Origin of the sequence: Varibaculum cambriense DSM 15806, from assembly GCF_000420065.1 — a bacterium.
Taxonomy (GTDB): domain Bacteria; phylum Actinomycetota; class Actinomycetes; order Actinomycetales; family Actinomycetaceae; genus Varibaculum; species Varibaculum cambriense.
Genome location: NZ_ATUF01000002.1, coordinates 1 through 21,577, shown reverse-complemented (window position 1 = coordinate 21,577; position 21,577 = coordinate 1). Strand labels below are relative to the sequence as shown.

At 52.1% G+C, this 21,577-nt stretch carries 25 protein-coding genes, 3 tRNA genes, 1 pseudogene and 1 riboswitch; of the genes and pseudogenes, 8 read left to right on the top strand and 21 right to left on the bottom strand.

Going from position 1 to position 21,577, the window contains the following annotated elements:
* Nucleotides 1-59 precede the first annotated feature (59 nt).
* A complete protein-coding gene (locus F605_RS0100205) occupies nt 60-1,103 on the top strand; it encodes a TerC/Alx family metal homeostasis membrane protein (RefSeq protein ID WP_022863902.1) in 1,044 nt (347 codons plus the stop codon).
* Between the two features lie 82 nt (nt 1,104-1,185).
* On the opposite strand, the gene F605_RS0100200 is transcribed toward F605_RS0100205, so the two are convergent.
* The 5 genes from F605_RS0100200 to F605_RS0100180 are packed head-to-tail and all read right to left on the bottom strand — an operon-like array spanning nt 1,186 to nt 5,796.
* On the bottom strand, nt 1,186-2,100 hold the full coding sequence (locus F605_RS0100200; protein WP_022863901.1) for an ABC transporter substrate-binding protein: 915 nt from the start codon (nt 2,098-2,100) through the stop codon (nt 1,186-1,188).
* Between the two features lie 9 nt (nt 2,101-2,109).
* Nucleotides 2,110-2,901 (bottom strand): ABC transporter ATP-binding protein, encoded by a 792-nt coding sequence (locus F605_RS08950; RefSeq protein ID WP_081639073.1) that lies wholly within the window; start codon nt 2,899-2,901, stop codon nt 2,110-2,112.
* Nucleotides 2,898-3,647, bottom strand: a complete 750-nt coding sequence (locus F605_RS0100190) for an ABC transporter permease (protein ID WP_027723457.1) — start codon at nt 3,645-3,647, stop codon at nt 2,898-2,900. The genes F605_RS08950 and F605_RS0100190 overlap by 4 nt, the downstream gene beginning before the upstream one ends.
* On the bottom strand, nt 3,644-4,675 hold the full coding sequence (locus tag F605_RS0100185; protein WP_022863900.1) for an ABC transporter substrate-binding protein: 1,032 nt from the start codon (nt 4,673-4,675) through the stop codon (nt 3,644-3,646). Before F605_RS0100185 ends, F605_RS0100190 begins: the two co-directional genes overlap by 4 nt.
* The gene (locus tag F605_RS0100180) at nt 4,663-5,796 is read right to left on the bottom strand and encodes a phosphotransferase enzyme family protein (RefSeq protein WP_022863899.1); all 1,134 of its coding nucleotides are present in this window, start codon (nt 5,794-5,796) and stop codon (nt 4,663-4,665) included. Before F605_RS0100180 ends, F605_RS0100185 begins: the two co-directional genes overlap by 13 nt.
* 18 nt (nt 5,797-5,814) lie before the next feature.
* Nucleotides 5,815-5,916, bottom strand: a riboswitch (TPP riboswitch).
* A gap of 65 nt (nt 5,917-5,981) precedes the next feature.
* Here F605_RS0100180 and F605_RS0100175 point away from each other — a divergent pair.
* Nucleotides 5,982-6,056 (top strand) — tRNA-Val (locus tag F605_RS0100175).
* A gap of 7 nt (nt 6,057-6,063) precedes the next feature.
* Here F605_RS0100175 and F605_RS0100170 read toward each other — a convergent pair.
* The 5 genes from F605_RS0100170 to F605_RS08945 all read right to left on the bottom strand — a co-directional run bounded on the left by F605_RS0100170 (nt 6,064) and on the right by F605_RS08945 (nt 11,249).
* Nucleotides 6,064-7,341 (bottom strand): M18 family aminopeptidase, encoded by a 1,278-nt coding sequence (locus tag F605_RS0100170; RefSeq protein WP_022863898.1) that lies wholly within the window; start codon nt 7,339-7,341, stop codon nt 6,064-6,066.
* A gap of 89 nt (nt 7,342-7,430) precedes the next feature.
* The gene (locus F605_RS0100165; protein WP_022863897.1) at nt 7,431-8,486 is read right to left on the bottom strand and encodes a DUF6308 family protein; all 1,056 of its coding nucleotides are present in this window, start codon (nt 8,484-8,486) and stop codon (nt 7,431-7,433) included.
* A 217-nt stretch (nt 8,487-8,703) separates the two neighbouring features.
* Complete coding sequence (cysE, locus tag F605_RS0100160; RefSeq protein WP_022863896.1) at nt 8,704-9,288, bottom strand: serine O-acetyltransferase; 585 nt, start codon at nt 9,286-9,288, stop codon at nt 8,704-8,706.
* 8 nt (nt 9,289-9,296) lie between these two features.
* Entirely contained in the window at nt 9,297-10,232 is a 936-nt protein-coding gene (cysK, locus tag F605_RS0100155; protein ID WP_022863895.1) for a cysteine synthase A, read from the bottom strand.
* Nucleotides 10,233-10,619: 387 nt separating this feature from the next.
* Nucleotides 10,620-11,249 carry a YigZ family protein gene (locus F605_RS08945; protein ID WP_022863894.1) on the bottom strand — a complete coding sequence of 210 codons (630 nt, stop codon included), beginning with the start codon at nt 11,247-11,249 and terminating at the stop codon, nt 10,620-10,622.
* Between the two features lie 217 nt (nt 11,250-11,466).
* Here F605_RS08945 and rpmF point away from each other — a divergent pair, with 217 nt between their 5' ends.
* A complete protein-coding gene (gene rpmF, locus F605_RS0100145) occupies nt 11,467-11,649 on the top strand; it encodes a 50S ribosomal protein L32 (RefSeq protein WP_022863893.1) in 183 nt (60 codons plus the stop codon).
* A 130-nt stretch (nt 11,650-11,779) separates the two neighbouring features.
* Here the strand turns inward: rpmF and F605_RS0100140 are convergent, their stop codons facing one another.
* From F605_RS0100140 to F605_RS0100125, 4 genes are all read right to left on the bottom strand, one after another.
* A complete protein-coding gene (locus F605_RS0100140; protein WP_022863892.1) occupies nt 11,780-12,607 on the bottom strand; it encodes a hypothetical protein in 828 nt (275 codons plus the stop codon).
* Nucleotides 12,604-13,413, bottom strand: a complete 810-nt coding sequence (locus F605_RS0100135; RefSeq protein ID WP_022863891.1) for an ABC transporter ATP-binding protein — start codon at nt 13,411-13,413, stop codon at nt 12,604-12,606. The genes F605_RS0100140 and F605_RS0100135 overlap by 4 nt, the downstream gene beginning before the upstream one ends.
* The gene (locus tag F605_RS0100130; protein WP_022863890.1) at nt 13,406-13,777 is read right to left on the bottom strand and encodes a GntR family transcriptional regulator; all 372 of its coding nucleotides are present in this window, start codon (nt 13,775-13,777) and stop codon (nt 13,406-13,408) included. Before F605_RS0100130 ends, F605_RS0100135 begins: the two co-directional genes overlap by 8 nt.
* A gap of 164 nt (nt 13,778-13,941) precedes the next feature.
* Nucleotides 13,942-14,015 (bottom strand) — tRNA-Pro (locus F605_RS0100125).
* 75 nt (nt 14,016-14,090) lie between these two features.
* Here F605_RS0100125 and F605_RS0100120 point away from each other — a divergent pair.
* Nucleotides 14,091-14,164, top strand: a tRNA-Gly gene (locus F605_RS0100120).
* Nucleotides 14,165-14,408: 244 nt separating this feature from the next.
* Here F605_RS0100120 and F605_RS0100115 read toward each other — a convergent pair.
* Genes F605_RS0100115 through F605_RS0100095 form a run of 5 tightly spaced genes read right to left on the bottom strand, consistent with a single transcriptional unit; the run spans nt 14,409 to nt 17,365 of the window.
* Nucleotides 14,409-15,188 carry a hypothetical protein gene (locus tag F605_RS0100115; RefSeq protein ID WP_022863889.1) on the bottom strand — a complete coding sequence of 260 codons (780 nt, stop codon included), beginning with the start codon at nt 15,186-15,188 and terminating at the stop codon, nt 14,409-14,411.
* Complete coding sequence (locus tag F605_RS0100110; protein WP_022863888.1) at nt 15,185-16,018, bottom strand: ABC transporter ATP-binding protein; 834 nt, start codon at nt 16,016-16,018, stop codon at nt 15,185-15,187. The genes F605_RS0100115 and F605_RS0100110 overlap by 4 nt, the downstream gene beginning before the upstream one ends.
* A gap of 2 nt (nt 16,019-16,020) precedes the next feature.
* Nucleotides 16,021-16,347, bottom strand: a complete 327-nt coding sequence (locus F605_RS0100105; RefSeq protein WP_022863887.1) for a PLD nuclease N-terminal domain-containing protein — start codon at nt 16,345-16,347, stop codon at nt 16,021-16,023.
* Nucleotides 16,347-17,039 carry a DUF5808 domain-containing protein gene (locus F605_RS0100100; RefSeq protein ID WP_022863886.1) on the bottom strand — a complete coding sequence of 231 codons (693 nt, stop codon included), beginning with the start codon at nt 17,037-17,039 and terminating at the stop codon, nt 16,347-16,349. Before F605_RS0100100 ends, F605_RS0100105 begins: the two co-directional genes overlap by 1 nt.
* Complete coding sequence (locus tag F605_RS0100095; protein WP_022863885.1) at nt 17,039-17,365, bottom strand: PadR family transcriptional regulator; 327 nt, start codon at nt 17,363-17,365, stop codon at nt 17,039-17,041. The genes F605_RS0100100 and F605_RS0100095 overlap by 1 nt, the downstream gene beginning before the upstream one ends.
* A gap of 229 nt (nt 17,366-17,594) precedes the next feature.
* On the opposite strand from F605_RS0100095, the gene F605_RS0100090 reads away from it, so the two are divergent.
* The 4 genes and pseudogenes from F605_RS0100090 to F605_RS11190 all read left to right on the top strand — a co-directional run.
* Nucleotides 17,595-17,978, top strand: coding sequence for a GntR family transcriptional regulator (locus F605_RS0100090; RefSeq protein WP_026420983.1), 384 nt, complete (start codon nt 17,595-17,597; stop codon nt 17,976-17,978).
* Complete coding sequence (locus F605_RS0100085; RefSeq protein WP_022863884.1) at nt 17,965-18,810, top strand: ABC transporter ATP-binding protein; 846 nt, start codon at nt 17,965-17,967, stop codon at nt 18,808-18,810. The genes F605_RS0100090 and F605_RS0100085 overlap by 14 nt, the downstream gene beginning before the upstream one ends.
* Nucleotides 18,807-19,436, top strand: a complete 630-nt coding sequence (locus F605_RS0100080) for an ABC-2 transporter permease (protein WP_022863883.1) — start codon at nt 18,807-18,809, stop codon at nt 19,434-19,436. The genes F605_RS0100085 and F605_RS0100080 overlap by 4 nt, the downstream gene beginning before the upstream one ends.
* A 177-nt stretch (nt 19,437-19,613) precedes the next feature.
* Nucleotides 19,614-20,006 (top strand): annotated as a pseudogene (locus tag F605_RS11190) (3'-5' exonuclease); the annotation flags it as partial.
* A 356-nt stretch (nt 20,007-20,362) separates the two neighbouring features.
* Here the strand turns inward: F605_RS11190 and F605_RS08940 are convergent.
* Complete coding sequence (locus F605_RS08940; protein WP_022863879.1) at nt 20,363-20,746, bottom strand: hypothetical protein; 384 nt, start codon at nt 20,744-20,746, stop codon at nt 20,363-20,365.
* A gap of 167 nt (nt 20,747-20,913) precedes the next feature.
* Nucleotides 20,914-21,105 (bottom strand): hypothetical protein, encoded by a 192-nt coding sequence (locus F605_RS11450; protein ID WP_162138262.1) that lies wholly within the window; start codon nt 21,103-21,105, stop codon nt 20,914-20,916.
* Nucleotides 21,106-21,577 lie beyond the last annotated feature (472 nt).

Genomic DNA, 21,577 nt, shown 5'->3' with positions numbered 1-21,577 from the left:
CCTGAAAAGGCGGAAGAAGACCTGAGCATAGACAACGCCAACGAAATGGAGAACGCTGCATGGGTCTGATGCCTGAGCTTAATGCCACCCCTGGACACGAGGTAATTCACTGGTGGAACTGGCTGTTGCTGGCAGTGATTATTCTGGCGCTGCTGATAGTTGATTTCCGCGGACACGTCAGCAAAGCTCACGAACCCACTATTAAAGAGGCCGCTATCTGGTCCGGTATCTATATGGCGATTGCGGCCGCCTTCGGGTTAGTAGTTTGGCTGCAATGGGACCTGAATCTAGCCGCACAGTATTGGGCCGGTTGGATCACCGAATGGTCGCTTTCCCTGGATAACCTGTTTGTATTCATTATTATCTTGAATGGTTTCAAAGTTCCCCGCGCCTATCAGCAAAAAGTGATCATGCTAGGAATCATAATCTCCATGGTATTGCGCCTAGCATTTATCCTGATAGGCGCCGCTTTGATCAACGAGTTCGCCTGGATCTTTTACCTCTTCGGTCTGTTCCTGATCTACACCGCGATCAGTCAGGCGCGGGAAGGGATAACCAAAGAGGACGAGGGGGAATCTGCAGAAGGGTACCAGGAAAATAAATTCACTACCCTGGTGCGGCGGGTGCTGCCGGTCTCCGAAGGCTTCCGGGAAGCTAAACTGCTCTACCGGCACCGCGGAAAGACCTACGTAACCCCCATGTTCTTGGTGATCATCGCGATCGGGTCTGCGGATCTAATGTTCGCCTTTGACTCCATCCCCGCGATCTTCGGCCTAACTAAACACCCCTTCATTGTTTTCGCCGCTACCGCTTTCTCATTGATGGGGCTGCGACAATTGTTCTTCCTGGTAGATGGGCTCTTAGAACGCCTAGCGTTCCTACATTACGGCCTGGCCTTAATCCTGGGATTCATCGGGGTGAAACTGATAATCCATGCCGCCCACGAAGCCCCCTTCTTGGGCATAGAAAAATGGGCGCAGGTGGTCCCGGAACCTTCTATTGGCTTTTCGATGGGCTATATCCTAGTTGTCCTCGTAGGTACCGCGCTGTTGTCTATTTGGTACTCTCAGCGCCACCAGAAAGCTAATCCACAACAGGACTAAGGACCAAAAAGTTTCGGCTCGGATACCTGCTAGTTTTGCTAGCAAACTTAGGTACCCGAGCCGAAAACTCTATTGACGATGCTTACTTTTCGGGCAGGTAATCGTTAGTGTAAGCGTCCTCCACGTCCGCTAAGGTAGCGGTGGTAAAGCCGTTTTCGCTCATCCACTTAGTGTAGGAACGTACTATTTCGGCATCCATCTCTCCCCAACGCCCCGAGGGTGCATGCCAGGAGGGAGCCATATAGGCCAGGGAAGCAGTGAGCACGTCCTCTTCACTCGCACACATAGTTGAAGCTAGAATATCGACGGTTTCTGCCTGATTGTCGCGAGCAAAATCGTATCCGCGGCTGGTAGCCGCCAAGAATGCTCTCACCTGATCTTCGTGGCTACGCAGATAACTTTCCTCCACACACAAGAAATAGGCATGGTGAGGAGTAACTCCCACCTCGTCGAAGGATAGTTGCACAACCCCGGAGAAGGGTTTACTGCCCTGGTAAGCTTCCCAACCCAACACATTGAAGAGGGCGTCGTATTTGCCCTTTTCAATTGCGCGAATATCCGGTTCGAATACTCCGGGGTCTACGACATTAACTTTGGAAAAATCGCCACCATCTTTCTCTACCGCTTCCACCACCATCTGTTTGAGGCGTTCAACCGGCGGAATAGATACAGTTTTACCTTCTAAATCTCGAAAACGATGGATTCCGTTCTCCTCGCGAGTAATCACCCCGCCTAACTGGTTTTGATTGAAAGTAGCAACGGCTACGAAGGGATGCTCGCTGTGACGAGTTTCGAGCAGTTCCCCTAACCTAATGGAAGCAAACTGAAACTCTCCTTTGGCGGCTAGTTGTGCCGGTGTTCCCCGATCAAAACCATCCCAAGAGATGTCAACATCTAAGCCTCCCTCTTGATACCAGCCTTTTTTGCGAGCCACGAATAGACCCGCATGATTAGGCCAGGTAACTACATATTCCATGCGAATTCGGGTTAATTCCATTTCTACTCCCTATTTTTTTTCTTTGCCCCACAGGGCACTTTCAATTTCTTTATAGGCTTTAACAAAATTCGGGGTGGTGCGTAGCCCCGCCCCATGACTTAATGCAGTCGCAGCTTTCGGTGACTCTGTCGATAAAAATTCTGCACGTTCGGGAATTTCAATCTCAATATCAGCCGTAATCCTGCCTGGCCGCTCTGACATCACCAGTACCCGGTCAGCTAGGGTTACTGCTTCAGCAATATCATGGGTTACCAATAGCAGAGTTAATCCTTGGGTACGGGTGGCTTGCCAGAGCCAACGTTGCATTTGAGCCCGGGTTATCTGATCGAGAGCCCCGAAAGGTTCATCTAAAGCGACTAAGGTAGGTTCAGCCAGCATCGTGCGTAAGAAGGCTACTCGCGAACGCATCCCTCCGGAAAGTTGTGCCGGGTAGGCGCGACAAAATTGTTCCAGCTCGAACTGGGCGAGGAGGGCGTGGGCGCGCTCGCGGGCTTTCCGGCGGGGCACTCCCCGGATACGTAAGGGCAGGGCCACATTATCTTCGATAGTGTTCCAAGAAAATAACCCATCGCGTTGCGGCATGAGCGCAACCAGGGGATTCGGTACTGACCAAGAGATTTTTCCCTGATTGGGGGAGGTGAGACCGGCTATTATGCGCAGTAGGGTAGATTTACCACAACCCGAGGGACCCACCAGGGCAGTTACTGTTCCTTCGCTGATGCTCATCCCCACCTTCTCCAGGGCGGTCAGCGGCGGGGTGGTAAATTTTTTAGTTACTGCTGATATTTCTAGTAGGCTCATTTTGCCTTCTTCCAGGGGATCAATACTAGTTCAGCCAGTTCTACCAGCAGATAGGCTGCCAAGGTCATTAGGGTCAAGATTCCAGCTCCAAAGAACACTAGTTCTGTCCGGAAAGATCCTTGAGCGGTGAGTAGATAAATCCCTAAGCCATTTTCTGCCCCTACAAACTCGGCGGTCGCGGCGGTGGCTGGCCCGTAGGTGACCGCGATGCGCAGTCCGGTCATAAAATCCCCAAGAGCTGCCGGCATTCGCAAGTGGGAGAAAATCCAGGCGGGGGAGGCGCCTAAAGAGCGCGCGACATCAATCTGGTCACGAGAAGGAGCGGTAAGTCCTTTAGAAAAAGCCACAATAATCGGAAAAATCCCGAATAATGCTACTAGCAAGATTTTAGAGGTTGCGCCAAAACCGAACCAGATGATCAGCAGAGGAGCGATCGCCACTATCGGTATGGTTTGCGAGATTACCAACAGGGGCATTACCGCTTTCCCGAAAGTTTTTGCACTCCACAGGAGGAAAGAGATAACTACTCCGCAAATAATTGCTAGCGAGGTACCTGCCAGTACCTCTATTAAGGTTACTTGCGTGGCTAGCGAAGCCGCCGGCCAATCCTCTATCCCGGCTCTAAAAATTACGCTGGGGGCAGGCAATAGCTTGGGGTTAACTTGCCCTAGGCGGCAAATAGCTTCCCATAATGCCAGGGATAAGAGGACGAGGCCGACGGCAACTAGACGCGAGTGATTTTTCATTTACTGCTGGTCTTAGCTAGGAACTCGTTGGTTACTACCTCGGGGGCGGAAATCTTTTGCGTGTAAGGTTTTCCATCCCCGTCGTAAACTAGCTTTTGCTCGATAATGAAGTCCAGGTAGCTCTGCCACTTATCCATATCGGCATGGCCAACCCCGCCAGTGGCATCTGGCCAATAGTCTTTAGATAGTAATGCCTGTGAGGCCTCAGCTAGTTTTGAATCTAACTTTGCCTGCGGGTTCGCTTTGACTAAAATCTGGGCAGCTTCTTGGGGATGATCAATAGCCCACTGGTAGCCTTTCTGGGTAGCTTGCACGAAAGCACGCACCAGTTTCGGGTTTTCTTTTATGAGGTCTTCCCGGGTTGAAACCCCTAGGAGAGCTGGGGTGGTGGGGATACCAAACTTTCCGTAATCAAAGTAGCGGAGCTTATATCCGCTCTGTTCGGCCTCGATCCCTTCCCAGGTAGAGAGGAGTTCCGCAAAGTCGGCGCGTTCTTGTTCTACTGCTTGCAGGGTTTGGGCGCCGGCGACTACTTTCTTGAAATCTCCTTTGCCGCCGTCCTTTTGAATCAGCATCCTGGTGGCAATGTGTTGAAACCCGCCCCCAAAATCAGCGAGGGTTTTACCATCCAGATCCCGGGGACGTTGAATATCAGCTTTATCTAAAAATCCCACCATATAAGAGGATTTTGGTTGCAGGTTGAATACCATTTTGATGCCCAGGTTAGAGGCTTTCGCTGAGGCAATTGAGTCGGTGCCGGAGAAGCCGAAATCGGCACCTTTGGCGGCCATTACCGATTCCACACCGCTCTTAGAAAAAGGCACTACCTTTACATTTAATCCGGCTTCCCGATAAAAACCTTTTTCTTGGGCAACATAGATCCCGGTGTGGTTAGTGTTCGGGGTCCAGTCCAGAATAACCGAAGTGTTTTTTAGTTCGGGATCTCTAGTTGCGGAACTAGATCCCGTGGCACACCCCGCCAGAGTTAGAGCCAGGGTGCAGGCTAAAGCGGTAGCTATTTTTCGCATGCTTTTTCTTTCGCTAGTTGGTTGATAAGGGACAAATATTTTTTGCCAGGTTCGGTCAGGAACCACTGGCTATGACCCTGGAATCCGATATCCCAGGCCCAGTTTTTTAGCTGTGGCTCAATCGGAGCCAGCAGGTCATATTCGATGGCAGAAAGGGAGAACTCGGCGTTACAAAGAGCAATCAGAGGACCGAGCATCTCGATTTCCTCCGCCGGCAGGGGGAAGATCTGTTCGTATCCGGTTAGTAAGTCGCAGGCTACCTGCGGCCAGTAACTATCGGTTTTCCCTTCGGTAATACTGATCCAGTCGATACTGTGGCGTTCCAGTAATACTGCCAGGTCAAAAAGTGGGGGATTGGGGCAAGCGAGCCCGAAATCAATTAGGGAAGATACGCTGTTTCCTTCCCAAAAAGCATTAGAAACGTGCAGGTCACCATGGGTAAAGTAGCGGGGAACCTGTGCTAAGGGAGAAAGCGTGCACGCAAAAGGACGCAAAGGCTCTAGTGAGGTCGCTAGATCGTAGCCACTGTCTTGCAGATAGTTAGCAAGTACCGGGTGAGCTTTTAAGAAGCCTGCTAGCTTGGGCCGGGGATCTCCCAGTAGGAGTTCTATCCGGTTTTGATAGGGGCCAGGCTCCAGTTGAGGAGGCTGAATTTTTTGGCTAGCGATACGGAGTCGGGCGGCAACTCTGCCCAGTTCCACGGCTTCTTCCCTGGTTTTTGGAGGTAACCAAGAGCGCAGGTCGCGGTAGCGGTCTTGCCCGGCAGCGCCGGCGGAGGCCTCGATAATCCACTCTCCGGTGGTCAGGGTGCTGTCGCCCTGGTTAAAACAGAAGAAACGCGGGGTGGGAAAGCCTTTGTTGGCCAGTTGATTGACAAAGGAGTGCTTAGCTTCCAACTCGGCGGAGCTCACGAGATTTTGGTGGTAGCGCTTTAAAAATACTTGCTTGCCGTTAGCGGTAGTTACTAGGCAAGCGGCCGCCATAGGGCGGGCAGAAGGGCAGAGGCTTGCGATTCGCTCCTCGCGAAAATCCGGGATTTCCCTCAGGACTTTGGCAGCTTGACTGGCGGAAAGAGGTGGCCAGGAATTATTGACCACTTCCAGTTGCTGTTCTCGATCCATCTGCGCCTCCTATATCCGTGCACAGGTGAACCAGCTTCCTGCGCCAGCATTACCTGGATCAGGTGTAACGGTCGAAGCGTTTTGCTTCCTCTCAGCTCGAAAGCTCCCGTGCTAAAAGAAGCGTACCAGAAGATTGGCGGATTTGGATTGCGCCCCCAAAATCCGGTAACGTGGTTTGAGTTCAAGGGCCATTGGCGCAGGGGTAGCGCGCTTCCTTCACACGGAAGAGGTCACTGGTTCGAAACCAGTATGGCCCACCACTAATAGTTATTTTTGCAGGTAAGACCGCATTATCTTCGTCATTTCTACCTGGTCGCTAAGGGCACACATTTCCCGGGCAGCATGCATTGACAAAATCGGGACTCCCACATCAATAGTGGTGATTCCGAGGCGAGTCGCTGTCATGGGGGCGATAGTTGACCCACAGGTGACTGTATTCTTTGACACAAAGCGTTGAGTGCTAACCCCGCTGCGTCTACCTGCGTCCTCCCAAATATGCCAGCCCGCCGCATCAGTGGCATAGCGCTGGGAGGCGTTGAGCTTGAGTACCGGACCAGCTCCCATTACTGGTCGGGTATCGGGGTCGTGTTTTTCGGGGTAGTTGGGGTTTACCGAGTGGGCAACATCGGCAGATAGGCACGAGGACGCAGCTAACATCCGTTCAAAGGCTTCCGATTCACCCGTGGCGCGGGCGCAGCGGCGCAGCACCTGTTCCAGTAGCGGACCGGCAGCCCCAGTTTCGGTATGGGATCCTACTTCCTCATGGTCAAAAGCCGCGCTAATTAAAATATTTTCTCCCGCAAAATCCGCGTCAGCGAGGCTCAATAGTGCCTTCGTGGCGCTGTAGACCGACAGCAGATTATCTTGCCGGGCGGAGGCTAGAAACTCTCCATCGGTTCCCAGCCGCTGCGGGGCATGGGTATCGAAAGTGTAGAGTTCGTGGCTAGAGATTTCAGCGGAGCTGCTAAGTCCCGCCTGTTCAGCAATTAGGTCCAGAATTTTCCTTGGGGATCCCCCTACATGCCAGAGGGGACGCAGGTGTTGCTGCCGGTCTAATTCCAGGCGGTTAGCGGATTCTCGATCCAGGTGGGGAGCTAGTTGGGGGATAGTAGCGATTGGCCCGGTGCTCACCTGGTGGGTTTTCCCAGTGCAGTCATAGATGATCCCGGCGATTCCTAGTTCCCGGTTTAACCAAGAGTTAGGGAGCATTCCTCCATAAACTTCTACGTTCAGCTGTCCCCAGCCATCGGGGCTGAGGCTATCGGGGGTGGGCTTTAGTTTGAAGGCCGGGGAGTCGGTGTGGCTACCAATAATCCGGAACCCCTGGGGGGAACCGGTAGGTATAATCCAGGCAATGAGGGCTCCTTTACGGCGTAAAAAGTAGCGTCCCGGACTTTTTGGCCAAGCCCTGGTGGGGTCAACTGGTTTAAACCTCTGGGAGCTGTAGATTTCGGCCAGAGTGTGGGCAGCGAAACTGGCGCAGGGAGAAGCACTAATAAAGTCAATTAAACCTTGGGAGTAGGTTTCCAGATCAAAACTCGTCATAGTTTCATCTTAGGGGGAGGGGTAAAAAGTTGCTGCCCCTTAGCTGCAACGGCGAGCTAAGGGGCAGGAAAAAGATTTACCTAGCTTGGTTAACGCGGTAGGGAGACCGGGTCAGTAGAGATGAAACCATCATCGCTGTCCTCGCCGCGTACGTGGCGGCCCCGTCGGCCACGAGCTGCGCGCGAATTCCCCAGATCCGTAGGTTCTTCAGGACCCAAGTGGAGGGGATCTAAGCCCGTTTTTACTCCCTGGCGTTCCTTCTCGGTTTTTTCATCCTCTTCGCGCTGCGCCTGCTGGGCTTTTTCCTCGGCCAGCTTTTGAGCTTTGCTCCGAGCATCCTGCTGCTTCTCGAGTTTCTTAAGCTGTTTCTTGGTGCGCTTAGCCAGTTTTTTACGGAGTTTTTCCTCCGCCTTTTCCTGGCGGCGAGTAGCTTTTTCTTGGCGGAGCCGCTCTTTTTCGGCTGCCCGCTGCTCCTGCGAAGCCGCGAACACCAACGCCTGTAAAAGCTGTACCTGAGAAACCCACGCGGGCAGCTCTAAAGATTCACGCAGATAGTAAAGCTGGTGAGCCAATCGGCCGCGTTCGGCTAGCAGTAATCCTTGAAGATCTTGGCAAAATTGCACATAATCTGTGACTTCTCCCCAGGGGCGGCGGTCATCCTTAGTAAAGAGGGGGAGTGCCGCGGGACGTAGCCGAGCCAAGAGCGCCGCTGCCGCCTTGGGCTTTAACACCAGTGGATCTTTAGTTAGTGCCGCCCAGATCTGCGCTAACGGTCCGGTCTCAGTTTCTAAAACCTGATCGGCAATATCTACTAGTTGGGTGTCGGCCGGGATCTGAGCCATTAATTCCGGCAAAGGCTCGGAAGTAAAAAGTTGATCTAAGCCCTTGCTGTCTAGCTGAAGGTCTAGATTCGCCAGCGCTAGCAGATCGCAATCTCGCAGATTTAAGCCACCCTCCCAAGAGGCAGCCGCCATTTGCGGTTGCAGGGGGAAACTAGGAGAAAATTTTGAGGTCAGGGAAAACAAAGTAATCCGGGGATTGTCTCTTTGACAGTAGTAGTCAGTGAGCAGGGCGCGAGCCTGTTCCCAGGTGTCGGCGTCTCCGCGAGTTATTCCGGCGACTATTTCCGGAACCGTGTTAATCATTTTTCCTCCGCAGGTAGCTGGTTGCCTAAATTGTAGTGGAAGACCGTGGTTGCCGGGTCGATATGTTCACCATGAAGAACTTTTTAATCCACTGTTAAACCGGTTAATGCCGATGCCACTATCCTTACGCTCTGGGGGAAACATGAGCGGGTGTCAGCTGGTTGCCTAGCTGCGGCATCCTCGCAAGGGTGTTTTTCGCGGACGCCGCCGCTAGCCGCTAAATAAACAAGGTGGGGTCAATAATCAGTTCCGCGGCCTTTTGCTGTTTGCAGCCGGGGGAAACCCGCGCGGGAACCCCAATCGCGGAACATCCGGCCGGTACATCGCGTACCACCACCGCATTGGCGGCGATCCTGGCATCGGATCCCACGTGGATGGGGCCGAGTACTTTGGCGCCAGCTCCCACCATCACCCGGTCTCCGAGGGTGGGGTGTCGCTTGCCTTTCGACATCGATACCCCACCCAAGGTGACCTGGTGAAAGAGTACACAATCGGTGCCAATCTTGGTGGTTTCCCCGATTACTACTCCGTTGGCGTGGTCAATAAAGAGGCGGCGCCCCAGGCGCGCTCCCGGGTGAATATCTACCCCGGTATAGCTGCGGGAAATTGAAGAAACTATCCTGGCCAGAAGTTTAAAGTTTTTCTTAAACAACATATGCGCCAGGCGGTACGCCCAAACCGCATGTACTCCCGGATAAGTTAGTGCCACCTCTAGGGCATTGCGGGCAGCCGGATCCGAGTTAATAGCTGCTGCTAGGTCTTCTTTGCACAGTTGGATTAAAGTCGGTTCCGGCTTCGCCATGGTTGCTCCTAGTCCATCAAATCTTTAAACAGCGGGGTAGTTAGGTAACGCTCGCCAGTATCGGGTAGCAAAGTCACGATACGTTTACCTTTCATATCAAGGCTTTGCGCTAAACGCAATGCTCCCATCAAGGCTGCACCAGCGGAAATTCCTACCAGCAGTCCCTCCTTAGCGGCAACTTTCCGTGCCATGGCGATAGCGTCCCCAGTTTTAACTGTGAGAACTTTAGTCAGCACTTTCGAATCCAAAATATCCGGCACAAAGTTTGCTCCGATACCTTGGATGCCGTGAGCGCCGGCCTCTCCCGTAGTTAGCAGAGCGGATTCGGCCGGTTCAATCCCGAAAATTTGGATATTGGGGTTTAGTTCCTTTAGACGCCGCCCCACTCCGGTGACGGTGCCTCCGGTTCCGATTCCGGCAACGAACACGTCAACCTGGCCGTCGGCATCTGCCCAGATTTCTTCGGCAGTGGTTTCAAAATGAGCTTGGGGATTGGCGGGATTGGTGAACTGGGAAGCCAAAATGGCTCCTTCGCGTTCGGCCACTACTTTTTGCGCCGCATCCACCGTTCCTTGCATGCCTGCTGCGGCCGGGGTTAATACCAACTCGGCTCCGAAGGCACGCATCAGGGCGCGGCGCTCTTTGGACATAGATTCGGGCATAGTGATTACCACTTTGTAGCCGCGGGCCGCTCCCACCATTGCTAAGGCCACTCCGGTGTTTCCGGAGGTGGATTCCACCAGAGTGCCGCCCGGCTTTAACTTTCCGGAAGCTTCGGCGGCGTTTATCATCGCTAGCGCCACTCGGTCTTTAACTGAGGAGGCGGGGTTGAAGGATTCAACTTTGGCTACCACTTCGCCCTCAAAGTCTGCCGGTAGCAAGTGATTGATTTTAACTAGGGGAGTGTGGCCTACTAATTCGGTTACGTCTTTTGCGATATTCATGCTTTTCCTTTAAAAGATTTTTAGTGCTGAAGGATGCTGGGAAGCCAGCTATAAAAGTCGGGAATCGGGGCGAAAATAGTTTTCTGCCCCGAGGGACAACCCGCGCCTTAGCGGTCGGCGGGGTGCCCCTAGATACATAGACGACAGCGAGAGATGGCGGGAAAACGCATTTGCCTCTCCGATCTGTCGTGAAAACTTGCTTACTTCAAGTTCTAACATCTTAACTTTTGAGGGTGCAACTTTTATGCGCTCAGTAAAATCTGAGGATTGCTGCTAGATGCCAGGGTTCTCCTGCCCAGGGCATGACGGTTTGCTACCCGAGGCTGGCGTTATAGCCAGGTTAAGCAAGGTAGCGTCAAGGCCTAATAAACCCGCTCGCTAGGGCGATTATTCTCGCACTTCGCGAGTAATATCCGGCGCCATCTCTACGCTGATTTCTCGCCCGCTAATGCTTGATAAGTAGCTTTCAATTTGCGATTGGGTAGTTTCCAGCGGGGCCGAAAAGCGCAAGGTAGCATCCTGGGCAAAGTCGCGCGCCAGGATCTGGTAGCCGTTTTGGGTCAGTTTTGCCTCGATCTTTCCGGCTTCCCCGATCGGTAAATGCAGCTGGTAGGAAGGCTGGGTAACTATCCGCACCGTTTGGGCGGCCTCCAATACTTGTTGCACCGCCCCGGAATAGGCGCGCACTAACCCGCCCGTACCCAGTTTGGTACCCCCGAAATAGCGGGTAACTACGCAGGCTAAATTAGTTAGTCCCGATTCGGTTAACACGTTTAGCATCGGGCCTCCGGCAGTACCTGCCGGTTCCCCGTCATCACTACTGCGGGTGGTGTCGGGGCCAATATCTTGGTGAATGATAAAAGCGGTGCAGTGGTGGCGAGCATCGGGGAACTCGCGGCGAATCTGGGCGATAAACTCGCGGGCGGCCTGCTCAGAATCGGTGCGCGCTAGGGAGGCGATAAAGCGGGAACGCTTAATCTCGATTTCGCTGTGGGCCGGGGCGTAGATAGTGCGCATAGCTTGATCTTATCTATTAGTAAGGCGGGTCAGGGCAAGCTTTTAGGATTACGACGAGGGCTTCCTCGGCAATAAAAATAGCTTTTCTCGATTCTGTCTGGGGTAGATAAAGCGTGCTCGCGGTGCAAATCACATGGTTGAAACTGGAATCTTTCCGCCATAAATGGCACAGTTGTAGAGGTTATTTTTCTATTTGTATTAGTTAGAGGAGTCCGTGATGGCAGTACCAAAGCGCAAAATGTCTCGTGCGAATACCCGCACCCGGCGGTCTGCTTGGAAAGCCAAGGCACCCCAGCTTACTTCGGTCAAGGGCAATGATGGACGTTCCTATGTGGCACCTCGTCACCTGGCCAAAGCCGTAAAGCTGGGGTTGTACAGCCCGGCAGACGATTTCGAGTAAAACTCGAAGTTAAGAAAAAGCCCCTAGCAGAGTTTCCTGCTAGGGGCTTTCGTTTATGGTTTTAGGTTTTATGCTTCCCTGAGGAAGATCCCTCGGAGGATACCGAGGGATCTTCTGTCCTTCACTTTCCTTAGCGTAGGGAAGTGCCTTTTTTCAGGAGTTTAGCGGTGATATAACCCGCGACTATCGTAAGGACGGTGGTGACGAGTAGCCACCAGATCGAAATTACCGCTGGTTCCACGATCTGGGCGTCATTAGAGGGGAGTACCTGGTCGAAGAGGGGGCTTCCCCAATCGAAAGAGATAAACGGGGAGTTGGGGGCGAAAAATATCATCTGCCCGGGGACTAACAGTAGTAGGAAGCTAATAATTTGTATTCCCACGTAGAGCAGCACTGCCACTAGTATCGGGCCGCCAATTTTTCCGAAACGATCCAGGAAAGGTCTCGCGTTGCCAGCAGTAACTATGAACTGGTAGGAGAAAACACCGACAATGGAGGATAGTACTAGAGCCGTTAGAACCAGAAAAGCTACTTGCCAGACCTCTGTGGTGGTAAAGAAGGATTTAAGGCCGGAGCCAGTAGCGTCACCCAAAAATACAGCTGTGATCAACAGTAATCCTCCGCCAAAAAACAGTAGTGCAAAGAAGCAGAGAGTTAAGAGGTTGAAGATACTTTTTGCCCAAAATAGCTCGATAGGACGAGCCGGGATCGACATGGTGAAATACCCGGTTTTTCCGTACATCGAACGGTAATAATGAACCAAAAGGATTATTGAATAAACCAGGTAGGCGGCTAGTAGTCCTAGGAAAGCTAGAAATACTAGGAAGATCCCGATGCCGTTACGTAAGATCACCATGGCTATCGCGGATAACAGGACGGTACCTATTGCCACAGCTACAGTGATTCCTAACGGTTTACGTAGCGCCAGGAAATCATGTTTCATTATTTTAGTAATCATCGGTACATCCCCCTAAAGAGTCCATCCAGGCTGGTTTGATAGGTACTGCGGAGTTGGTCTGCGTCTCCGGTTAAAAATACTTGTCCTGCGGACATGAATACCGCAGTAGAGACTATGGATTCCACGTCGTTAATCAGGTGGGTCGATAGCAGCATTACTGCCTGGGGGTTAAACCGGGAAATAACTGCCCGCAAGATCACGTCCCGGGCCGCTGGATCGACTCCGCTAATGGGCTCGTCTAGCAGATAGACGTGCGCATTTCGTGACATAATTAGCGCGACTTGTAGCTTTTCGCGCATACCCTTGGACATGGCAGATAGCTTCCGCTCGGCTGGTAGGCGGAAAAAATCTACCATTTCGTAGGCTTTCGCGGAATCGAAGTCAGTAAAGAAATCTTGGTATTGGCGGATTGCCGCGCGCGGGGTGAGATTATCTGCCAGCAAAGAACTGTCGGGGAGGTAGGAGGTAAAAGCTTTGGTCTCAGCTCCGGGAGTTTTCCCGAAAAGCCGGACTTCGCCCTCGTAATCCTGCATAACCCCAGCCAAGATTTTCATTAGGGTGGTTTTTCCGCAGCCGTTTGGCCCCATGAGGCCAACTATGCCCCCGGAGGGCAAAGTTAGGTTGGCGTTAGCCAGTCCGATTTGGGATCCGTAGAACTTCGATACTCCCTTTACTTCAATGGCGGGAGGAGGTGTCTGCGTTTGCGTATGGTTGTTCGCAGGGTTTGCCCTGGTGAATTGTTCGGGGTTTGCGCCTGGGCTGGAGGCCGGAGGCGTTGGGAACTGGTTTAACTGATTTTCAGTCATGAGATTTTCCCTTCTTCCATTGTTTTTCTACTAAGTCGAGTGTTTGGGGTAGGGTAGCGCCAGCTTTTTTCATGGTGGCGGCGAACTGGTTGGCATGCTCCAGGAATATTTTTTGGCGAGTAAGCCAGATCTTGTCCTGGTCTTGGGTTACGAACCGTCCGGCGGTGCGCTCTGATACTGCCAGTCCGTCGCGCTCTAGTTCCGATAGAGCACGTTGCACCGTATTTGGGTTGGCTCCTACCATTTGCGCGAGGTCACGCACGCTGGGAATTTTGCTCCCTGGCGGCCAGCTTCCAGAAGTTATCCGACGAGAAAACTCATCACGCAATTGGCTCCAAATCGGAATCGCTGAGTTTAGCTCCATGCCTCCTCCTTTCCTTACTGTATTAGTGTAGTAATACAGTAACTCTGCTGGGGTGGCTGTGTCAAGCGTTTAATACAGATATCTTTTTTGTGCGGGGTGAATTGGGGTGTAAATAGAGGAAATCTCGCGGCCTATGCGGATATGGGTCGCGGGAGATCGCAAAGTCGGGGCGACAGGATTTGAACCTGCGACCCCCTGCTCCCAAAGCAGGTGCGCTACCAAACTGCGCCACGCCCCGTCAGTTTTATTTTCTGACCTCTAATAGGTTACACTGTTTTTCGCGGCTTCCGTTAACTCGAAGCGAAAGCCACTTGCGAGTGTAGCTCAATGGTAGAGCCCCAGCCTTCCAAGCTGGTCATGCGGGTTCGATTCCCGTCACTCGCTCCACTTAGACGTCGGATTTGATAAGTACCCTTTTGCGTTAGCGAGTATCGCTTAGGGGGGTGTGAAAAATCGCCTGCGTTAGCGGGTTTGGATTTTGCGTTACCTAGTATCGTGTTTTCCCTGTTCAGATAGGGGTTTAGGGTTTAACTCGCTAACGGATGATAGGTGGCGTTCGCTGTAGTGCTTGTGATGGTGGTTCTATTTCTACTTTTGAATCGGATCTATTTGCGTTGCCCGTGTTTGGCTTTTAGTTAAGTTCTACTCTGTTGTATACGTAAGTGGCGGTGAAAAGCAGCGCAATGATTAGCAGCAGGCTGCTGGTGATTGGCCAGAGCCAAGGTGCCTGGAGTGTGTCTTGAGCGAGGTTGTTGATTATGGGGGCGAGGCCAAGGGGAGTTTTGTTGCCCTCCTGGATAAATATCGCTGACATCGTTATTAGTAGGTAGGCTCCAAATCCGGCCGCAAGGGGCATGCCGATGCCTGGTTTAAAAGTGGCTGCGACCGTTTGGGTTGCGTGAATGAGAATGATTTGTAGCGCCCATACCAAACTAGCCAATATTATCGGGGCGGGATTAGCGCCTGGGAATAACAGTGATGTTCCTGCCCAAGCCAGGGTAGCGCTGAAGACTGCAAGGAATAGGGTAGATATCCAGCTGCTGATAGCAAAGCTGATGAGGTAGTGAGAGCGCTGCACGCTACCAGGGAAAATAAAAGGAATGTCACCATTGCCGGTAAGCACGCTGCAACGAAATGAGTTCATTGCAACAAGGATTACGGTAAGAATTTGGGTAAGGTTCTTTATCCATCCCGCGTAGGCTTGCTGCCAGGAGGGTTCTGGTAGTGACTGTATTAGCGTGGTTACTTCTGATCCAGCCAGAAATCTGATGATTCGCGGCGTGTATTGGGTAAACAATCCTTGGGTGAGAGCAAGGATAACGAATACCCCACCTATAATCCATGTCCCATAGGAGCGTAGGAGCCATACAGCTTGATAGCGCCAGATCAATCTGAAACTCGAGGTATTCACGATTTTTTACCGCCGTCCTTAGTTAGTTTGGTGAAAAGTTCATCTAAGCCGGTAAAGGTGGGGTGAATCTTTGCGGCAGAATCGAGGCTATAGATAGCCTTAGCCACGGCGGTGGCAACGTCTGAACGCACCGTGACATCAAGGGTAACGTGTTTAGTTTGCTGATTGACCAGCTCGCCTAACTGGCCTTGGGCTAGCAGGCTACCGCGATGCAAGATCCCCACGTGGGTAGAGACTTTAGCGACATCGCTGAGGATGTGGGAGGAAAATACTATCGTTACCTGCCCGGTTAACTCGCGTAGTATCCCCAGGACATCTGCTCGCCCGATCGGGTCAAGAGCACTGGTTGGTTCGTCTATCAGTAGTAGTTTCGGGGCAGTAACGAGTGCTGCTGCTATTCCCATCCGTTGCTTCATGCCTCTAGAAAAGGAGCCGATTCTTCCGGGGGCTTTGTCGAGGTTAACCAGATTGAGTAGTTCGTCGCTTCTTTCGGCTGCAAGGTCTGGGGAGATTCCACCAAGGCGGGCGAGAGTGATGAGCGCATCCTTGGCTTTAAGCCAGGGGCTAATCTGGGGGACATCAGTCAGGTAAGACACGCCAGGGATCGGTTTGACGGGAAGTTTGCCCCGGCTAACTCCCAGCACGGTGGCGCTGCCACTACTGGCTCCGGCCAGTCCTGCAAGGATCCTCATGGTGGTGGTTTTGCCAGCCCCGTTCGCTCCCACAAACCCATAACAGGAGCCGGTAGGAACTCGAAGGTTTATGTTGGTTAGTACTTGGTGCTTACCGAAGGTTTTGGACAAATCTTTAGTACAGACTGCTAAATCCATGTTCATTCCTTCGGATACAGCTTGCTTACCACTGAACTCGCATCAACCTGGTGATGCTTGGCTGTAGCTTTCTGTTCATATTCACGCTGTACCTTAAGCTGTCTTTGTTCGTGAAAGTACATAACCAAAAAGACGATTGGCCCAATCAGTTGGCCAAAGAGGATAACCAAGAGCCACACTAGGCGATTTAAACCGGCAATGTGAGTTCGCTTATCGCGCAGCAAGCAAATCAAAGACCAGACCACCGCTATCAGTTGCACTCCTATAAGGATGCAAACTCCTATTAATGCTGGGGTCGGCAGATCCAACAGTTTATCTATAGGGTTCATTACTTGTCTCCTGAATTATGTAGCCGGGTTTTTACCCTGGTTAACGCGGTTTTTACATAAGCGAGTTGGCAAGCGCCAGCAACGAGGGGCCATAAAACAACAATGGGCACCATCGACCGGCGGGTCATTTTCCGCTTGTCGCCAGCCCGACGCATTGCTGCAAGCCAGGCTATGGACATGGCTTCAACGCCCATCAGATCAGCCTGATTAGCCAAACGCACGGCATCTTCGGATTCGGGGTCATCGCGTCGGAAGACCTGTGGTGCTAGTGCTGCAACGGTCGTTAAAACCACTGGAGCTAGCGCAGCCTGCCTGCCGGTAATAAATCTTTCAGACCCTCTGCGTGTTGAGCGCTGGAGGAGGACCTGCTCCTTGCGACTAACGAGTACCGCCAAGAACGCAACCCCAATCCCACCAGCAATAGTGGTGAGCCTAATGCCTCGCTTTAGACGTGTGGGGACATAGTTGGCCAAGTCCGGTAGAGAATCATCGGGTCGAATTAGCCCTAAACGCACACCAACAGCACCCAGATTAATGTCCCAACCCAGTCCGTATTTTCGAGGAATGAACAAGCGCGGATTCTCTGGTTCAAAACCATCCAACGCAGCATCAGAGCGCCCTAACCATAGCCCGGAGACAGGCATCCCCAAAACTCGCGCCTGCCCTTCTGCGTCCTTATCGAACCACTTCATTACTGTATTCCTTTCTGCGTTGTTCGCTTCACAGCACAATCAAGCGCCTCCCACTCGCGGCGCATCTGCAATAAGCGATTCTTCCCAGATTTTGCGAGCTTATAAATCTTCCTCGGCGGCCCTATCGGAGACTCCTCCCAAGCCGTAACTACCAACCCTGATTTACGTAGCCGCGCGAGCAGCGGATATAACGTACCCGTAGAAATCTCCAATCCCGCTTCCTCGCGAAAACGCTCTACAAGCTGCCCTCCGTAAGAAGGACGAGACGAAAGTAATCCAAGGACAACCAGTTCAACCGCGCCCTTGCGTAACTGTGACTCAGACACAACCCCCTCCTTGCTTAACCATGTTCCTTGTATAACATACTACCGCGTGTCTAAAAGTCTAGCAACTACTTTTCGCTAGACGTCAGGTATGATAAGTACCCTTCTGCGTTACCTAGTATCATGTTTTCCCTGTTGAGCGTTATGGCGTTTGAAATGTTTCTCTGAATGTGGACTGTTCTACATAATTCGTCCTAGTGTTCATGTACACTATAAACACTAGGAGGTGTTTGTGGATATCATCGTTAGTAATGCAAGTTCTGATCCGATTTACGCTCAGATTAAGAATCAGCTCAAAGCGGCAATAATCAACGATCAGGTAGCGCCCGGCGACAAGCTGCCGTCGATCCGGCGTTTGGCATCACAGCTTCGCGTGTCGGTGATTACTACCAAGCGCGCCTATGACGAGCTAGAGCTAGAGGGTTTCATTGATTCCGTACAGGGGCGAGGTAGCTTTGTCGCTTCTAAAAACACTGAACTGCTCAAGGAAGAGCAGCGTAAAAAAGTCGAAGACTATTTGAAATCCGCCCTCGCCTCGGCTCGGGTTGCTGGCTTGTCTGTTTCTGATCTGAAAGAGCTGATTGATTTATTAGGAGGATCCGATGAATGTGATTGAAATCAACGGACTAGTGAAAAAGTATCCGGGATTCACGCTCGGTCCGCTTAACCTTGAAGTTCCCCAGGGGGCAATTGTGGGTTTCGTGGGCGAGAACGGTGCCGGTAAATCTACAACGCTGCGTTTGATTTTAGGTCTTGCTCACCCCGATGCTGGGACAATAAACCTTTTGGGGCAGCCTGCAGGTGCAGATCACCCACGAGCGCATGAACGAGTGGGGGTAGTATTTGACGATATTAGCCTGCCGGATAGTTTTACTGTTAAGAATGCTGGCGAGTTCGGCAAGCGCCTGTACAAGAGTTGGGATGGGCAGACATACGCTAGTTACCAGCAGCGTTTTCATCTCGCTTCGTCTAAGCGAGTTGGTGAACTCTCTAGAGGTATGCGGATGAAGCTGGGGCTAGCGATGGCACTTTCCCATGCATCGGATTTACTAATTTTTGATGAGGCTACCAGTGGTTTGGATCCGGTGATTCGTGATGAGGTGCTTGATATTATGCTCGAATTTATCGAAGTTCCGACCCACTCGATTCTGTTTTCGTCTCACATCGTTTCCGATATTGAAAAAGCCGCTGACTACGTAGCTTTCATCCGTGAGGGAAAGTTGAAGTTCATGGAACAAAAAGACGAGCTCTTAGATTCTTGGCGAATCGTAGCGTTGACCAATGAGCAGGCAAACCAGCTTGATTCCACGCAAGTATTAGGGCGCCGCCGTCATGATTTTGGTCAAGAAGCAATCGTCCGCACCGAGGCAGTTCCTGCTGGTGCACAAGCTGGTAGACCGACGATTGAGGACATAATGGTCTACACGATTAAAGGAGAAGATCAGTGAGAGCTGCATTTTATAAAGACCTTATTGCCAATCGTACATATATAGCTGTTCTAGCTCTGGTGCTCGTTGCGATCAGCGTTGTGGGGATTTATGCAAACCAGTTGATCATCTTTCCGTTTATTTTTGGCGTGATTGGGATGCTTTATTTTACGGCCACCTTTGCTCGTGATGCTGAATCCAAGGTGAACCGAACGATTCTTGCCGGACCTATCAGTAGAAACGAACTCGTTAATTTAAATTTTCTGATTACACTCGCTCTTGGGATAGTGGCTTTCGCGGTTACAGGTGTTCTTGCCTATTTAATGGTTGAGATGCCTTGGAAAAATACTGTTTTGGTGGCCAGTTTCGCCTTTGCGGTCACTCTGCTTTTGACCATTATTCAGCTACCGTTGTTTTACAAATTTGGTCCAGAAAAAGCCAAGCTTTTTCTAGTCGCGGTATTCATCGTGGTGTTCGCTGGATCATCCTTTGTTGGTTCCAACAAGCAAGCAATCTTCGAATGGGTAGCAAAAGCCTTAACCCTACCCCCACTCACAAACGCAGGAATCTTACTGACCGTGACGATCGTACTTACCGCAGTATCACTATGGATAAGTCGAAAAATCATGGCAGGTAAAGAATTCTAAGTTATTAGAGCCCGATTTTGCATCCAATGTTAGCGCCCTGCCTTCTTTTCAAAGCCCCACCGTGATTTCTTTCCCAGTCCTAAAAATGAACCGGATCTGGTTTGCGCCGATGATGGCGTGGTCGATCAGGGCGCTCCATTGACAGGCCTTGAAATGTTCTATGGGTTTGCCAGTTAGCTGTCTGTACTGCACACCGCTGCCACCACGTTCCGTCAAAGCGAACCGGAGGGAACGTTGGTCGACTACCTCGAACGTGTCTCACTGGTGGCCGACTCCGACCAGGTGCCATCTGATGAAGAGCGCGGCGACTCACTGACACTGATGACGGTCCACACCGTCAAGGGCCTGGAATTCCCCGTCGTCTTTGTCACCGGCATGGAAGACGGCATCTTCCCGCACCAGCGTTCCCTGGGTGAAGAAGCCGAACTCGAAGAAGAACGCCGCCTTGTCTATGTGGCGATCACGCGGGCGCGCTCACGTTTGTACCTGACGAGGGCGGGGCAGCGCTCCGCCTGGGGCACGCCGCAGGAATTCCCACCCTCACGCTTCCTGGATGGATTCGTCGTCGAGGATGTAACACCCCAGGAGCGCGAAACCCCTCCACTTCTGCGTGGCCACTTCAGACAGGTCCAACAGGACGAAGCCCGGAATCTCGTCGAGCAGTGAATGCGTCGTGGTGTCTCGCCACTCCATCTGGCTGAGGTAGCCGGGAACCGACGCGACAGTGATGACTAGGTTCGGCGCGTACGCCGCCTGCCGGGTAGTGCGGTCGTCAGGCGCCGGAGCAGCGATGCAGTCAATTGCCGAGTTGCCCTGTGACCGTGAACCCTCCAGGTTCTCCGGCTCCAGCTGCGCCCACCCCTCTGGAATGAGAGCACTGACGAAGCGTCCGTGAATCCGTGTGGAATTATCAGAAGTCATGCCGCTCATTGCGATTCGTTCCTTTGATCGTTGCGTGATGCCCGTTGTTCCCGCCGTTGCTGGTGCCATTCTGGATACATCTGTTTAGGCAGGTCAAAGTTAAAGAAACTGAGAATGATGCCAATAATGGGGATGAAAATCAGGGCCAGCATCAGTGCGGATACCGGTTTGGTAAGCTGGCTGTCCGGCAGATCACCCGTTAGTGCCAGAACCAGTGAACCAGCGAAGAAGAAAAGAGTAATCGAAGGCTCGCCAAGAGCGATCGAGTTCTTGGAACCGAGCCATTTAGCCTGCTTGCGGAAGAAACGTCCTGCCCATGTGTCAGTGAACATAGCCAAAGCCCACATTACAGCCATCAGGATCCCAAAAATACATCCCAAGGCAATCAAGCCAGTATCCTCCTTTTAGGTCGCTGATCGTCAGTTGTGAGCTCAATGGAACAATTTGGAGACGAGTGACATTGCGCCATCTCCCAGCGCATCCCCAAATTTTGATGCCGCGAATCAGCCGAGTGCGCCGCCGACAAGGCTGCCTGCGAGAATTCCAACGGGTCCACCTAACGCTCCGATTGTACCGCCGATCTTCGCGCCAACGGTAGCTCCAGCCCAAGTGCTGGTGGGAAGCGACTCTTAATAAAATCTGCGAGCCAATCAAGTCGGTCTTCGCAGGCACTGTCCATTGTCTCGTGCGCTTCCTGCTCACTTTGCCGCCGCTGGTAAGCAGTTTCCCAGGCAGCGTTGTACGCCATGACCTTCCTGTTGTACTCGGCACTTTCAGTGGGACTGGGGTCGCCAACGGGTGGGATCGGTTCAAGGATTTCCTCGGCTGTGAGGATCAGCCCATTGCTGGCTGCCGCGCTTCGTGTTTGATTAAAGCCGTCACAAACTGCTTGGATTGAGCCAGAAAACGCTTTCAGTGCAGCTACGAAATTGCCCAGGGAATTTGCGCACTCGTCCAGAGAATCTATCGCTGTGCTGATCATCATGACAGAGGTGACGTGTGTGTCGCCTTCCAGTGCATCACTGGTGGAGCGACGAACGTGTAAGAGGTCGTCGACATAGTCATCCAGCGAGTCTTTTGTCGACTCCAGAGTTGCCGCAGACGAACTGATGAAGTGTCCTGGGTTTTGTTCCTACTCGTTTTTGAGAGGATTAGGGATATGTCTAAGAGGTATTCTCAGGAGTTTAAGGATCGTGCGGTGCGGTTGCTTTCTGATCGGT

Excerpts from the sequence above, each read along its gene's own strand:
- F605_RS0100140 (WP_022863892.1), bottom strand. The coding sequence starts at position 12,607 with ATGATTACTAAAATAATGAAACATGATTTCCTGGCGCTACGTAAACCG.
- F605_RS08950 (WP_081639073.1), bottom strand. The coding sequence starts at position 2,901 with ATGAGCCTACTAGAAATATCAGCAGTAACTAAAAAATTTACCACCCCG.
- F605_RS0100205 (WP_022863902.1), top strand. The coding sequence starts at position 60 with ATGGGTCTGATGCCTGAGCTTAATGCCACCCCTGGACACGAGGTAATT.
- F605_RS08945 (WP_022863894.1), bottom strand. The coding sequence starts at position 11,249 with ATGCGCACTATCTACGCCCCGGCCCACAGCGAAATCGAGATTAAGCGT.
- cysK (WP_022863895.1), bottom strand. The coding sequence starts at position 10,232 with ATGAATATCGCAAAAGACGTAACCGAATTAGTAGGCCACACTCCCCTA.
- F605_RS0100100 (WP_022863886.1), bottom strand. The coding sequence starts at position 17,039 with ATGAAGTGGTTCGATAAGGACGCAGAAGGGCAGGCGCGAGTTTTGGGG.
- F605_RS0100085 (WP_022863884.1), top strand. The coding sequence starts at position 17,965 with ATGAATGTGATTGAAATCAACGGACTAGTGAAAAAGTATCCGGGATTC.
- F605_RS0100165 (WP_022863897.1), bottom strand. The coding sequence starts at position 8,486 with ATGATTAACACGGTTCCGGAAATAGTCGCCGGAATAACTCGCGGAGAC.
- F605_RS0100170 (WP_022863898.1), bottom strand. The coding sequence starts at position 7,341 with ATGACGAGTTTTGATCTGGAAACCTACTCCCAAGGTTTAATTGACTTT.
- F605_RS0100130 (WP_022863890.1), bottom strand. The coding sequence starts at position 13,777 with ATGGAGCTAAACTCAGCGATTCCGATTTGGAGCCAATTGCGTGATGAG.
- F605_RS0100110 (WP_022863888.1), bottom strand. The coding sequence starts at position 16,018 with ATGGATTTAGCAGTCTGTACTAAAGATTTGTCCAAAACCTTCGGTAAG.
- F605_RS0100200 (WP_022863901.1), bottom strand. The coding sequence starts at position 2,100 with ATGGAATTAACCCGAATTCGCATGGAATATGTAGTTACCTGGCCTAAT.
- F605_RS0100135 (WP_022863891.1), bottom strand. The coding sequence starts at position 13,413 with ATGACTGAAAATCAGTTAAACCAGTTCCCAACGCCTCCGGCCTCCAGC.
- cysE (WP_022863896.1), bottom strand. The coding sequence starts at position 9,288 with ATGGCGAAGCCGGAACCGACTTTAATCCAACTGTGCAAAGAAGACCTA.
- rpmF (WP_022863893.1), top strand. The coding sequence starts at position 11,467 with ATGGCAGTACCAAAGCGCAAAATGTCTCGTGCGAATACCCGCACCCGG.
- F605_RS0100180 (WP_022863899.1), bottom strand. The coding sequence starts at position 5,796 with ATGGATCGAGAACAGCAACTGGAAGTGGTCAATAATTCCTGGCCACCT.
- F605_RS11450 (WP_162138262.1), bottom strand. The coding sequence starts at position 21,105 with ATGGCGTACAACGCTGCCTGGGAAACTGCTTACCAGCGGCGGCAAAGT.
- F605_RS0100105 (WP_022863887.1), bottom strand. The coding sequence starts at position 16,347 with ATGAACCCTATAGATAAACTGTTGGATCTGCCGACCCCAGCATTAATA.
- F605_RS0100185 (WP_022863900.1), bottom strand. The coding sequence starts at position 4,675 with ATGCGAAAAATAGCTACCGCTTTAGCCTGCACCCTGGCTCTAACTCTG.
- F605_RS0100190 (WP_027723457.1), bottom strand. The coding sequence starts at position 3,647 with ATGAAAAATCACTCGCGTCTAGTTGCCGTCGGCCTCGTCCTCTTATCC.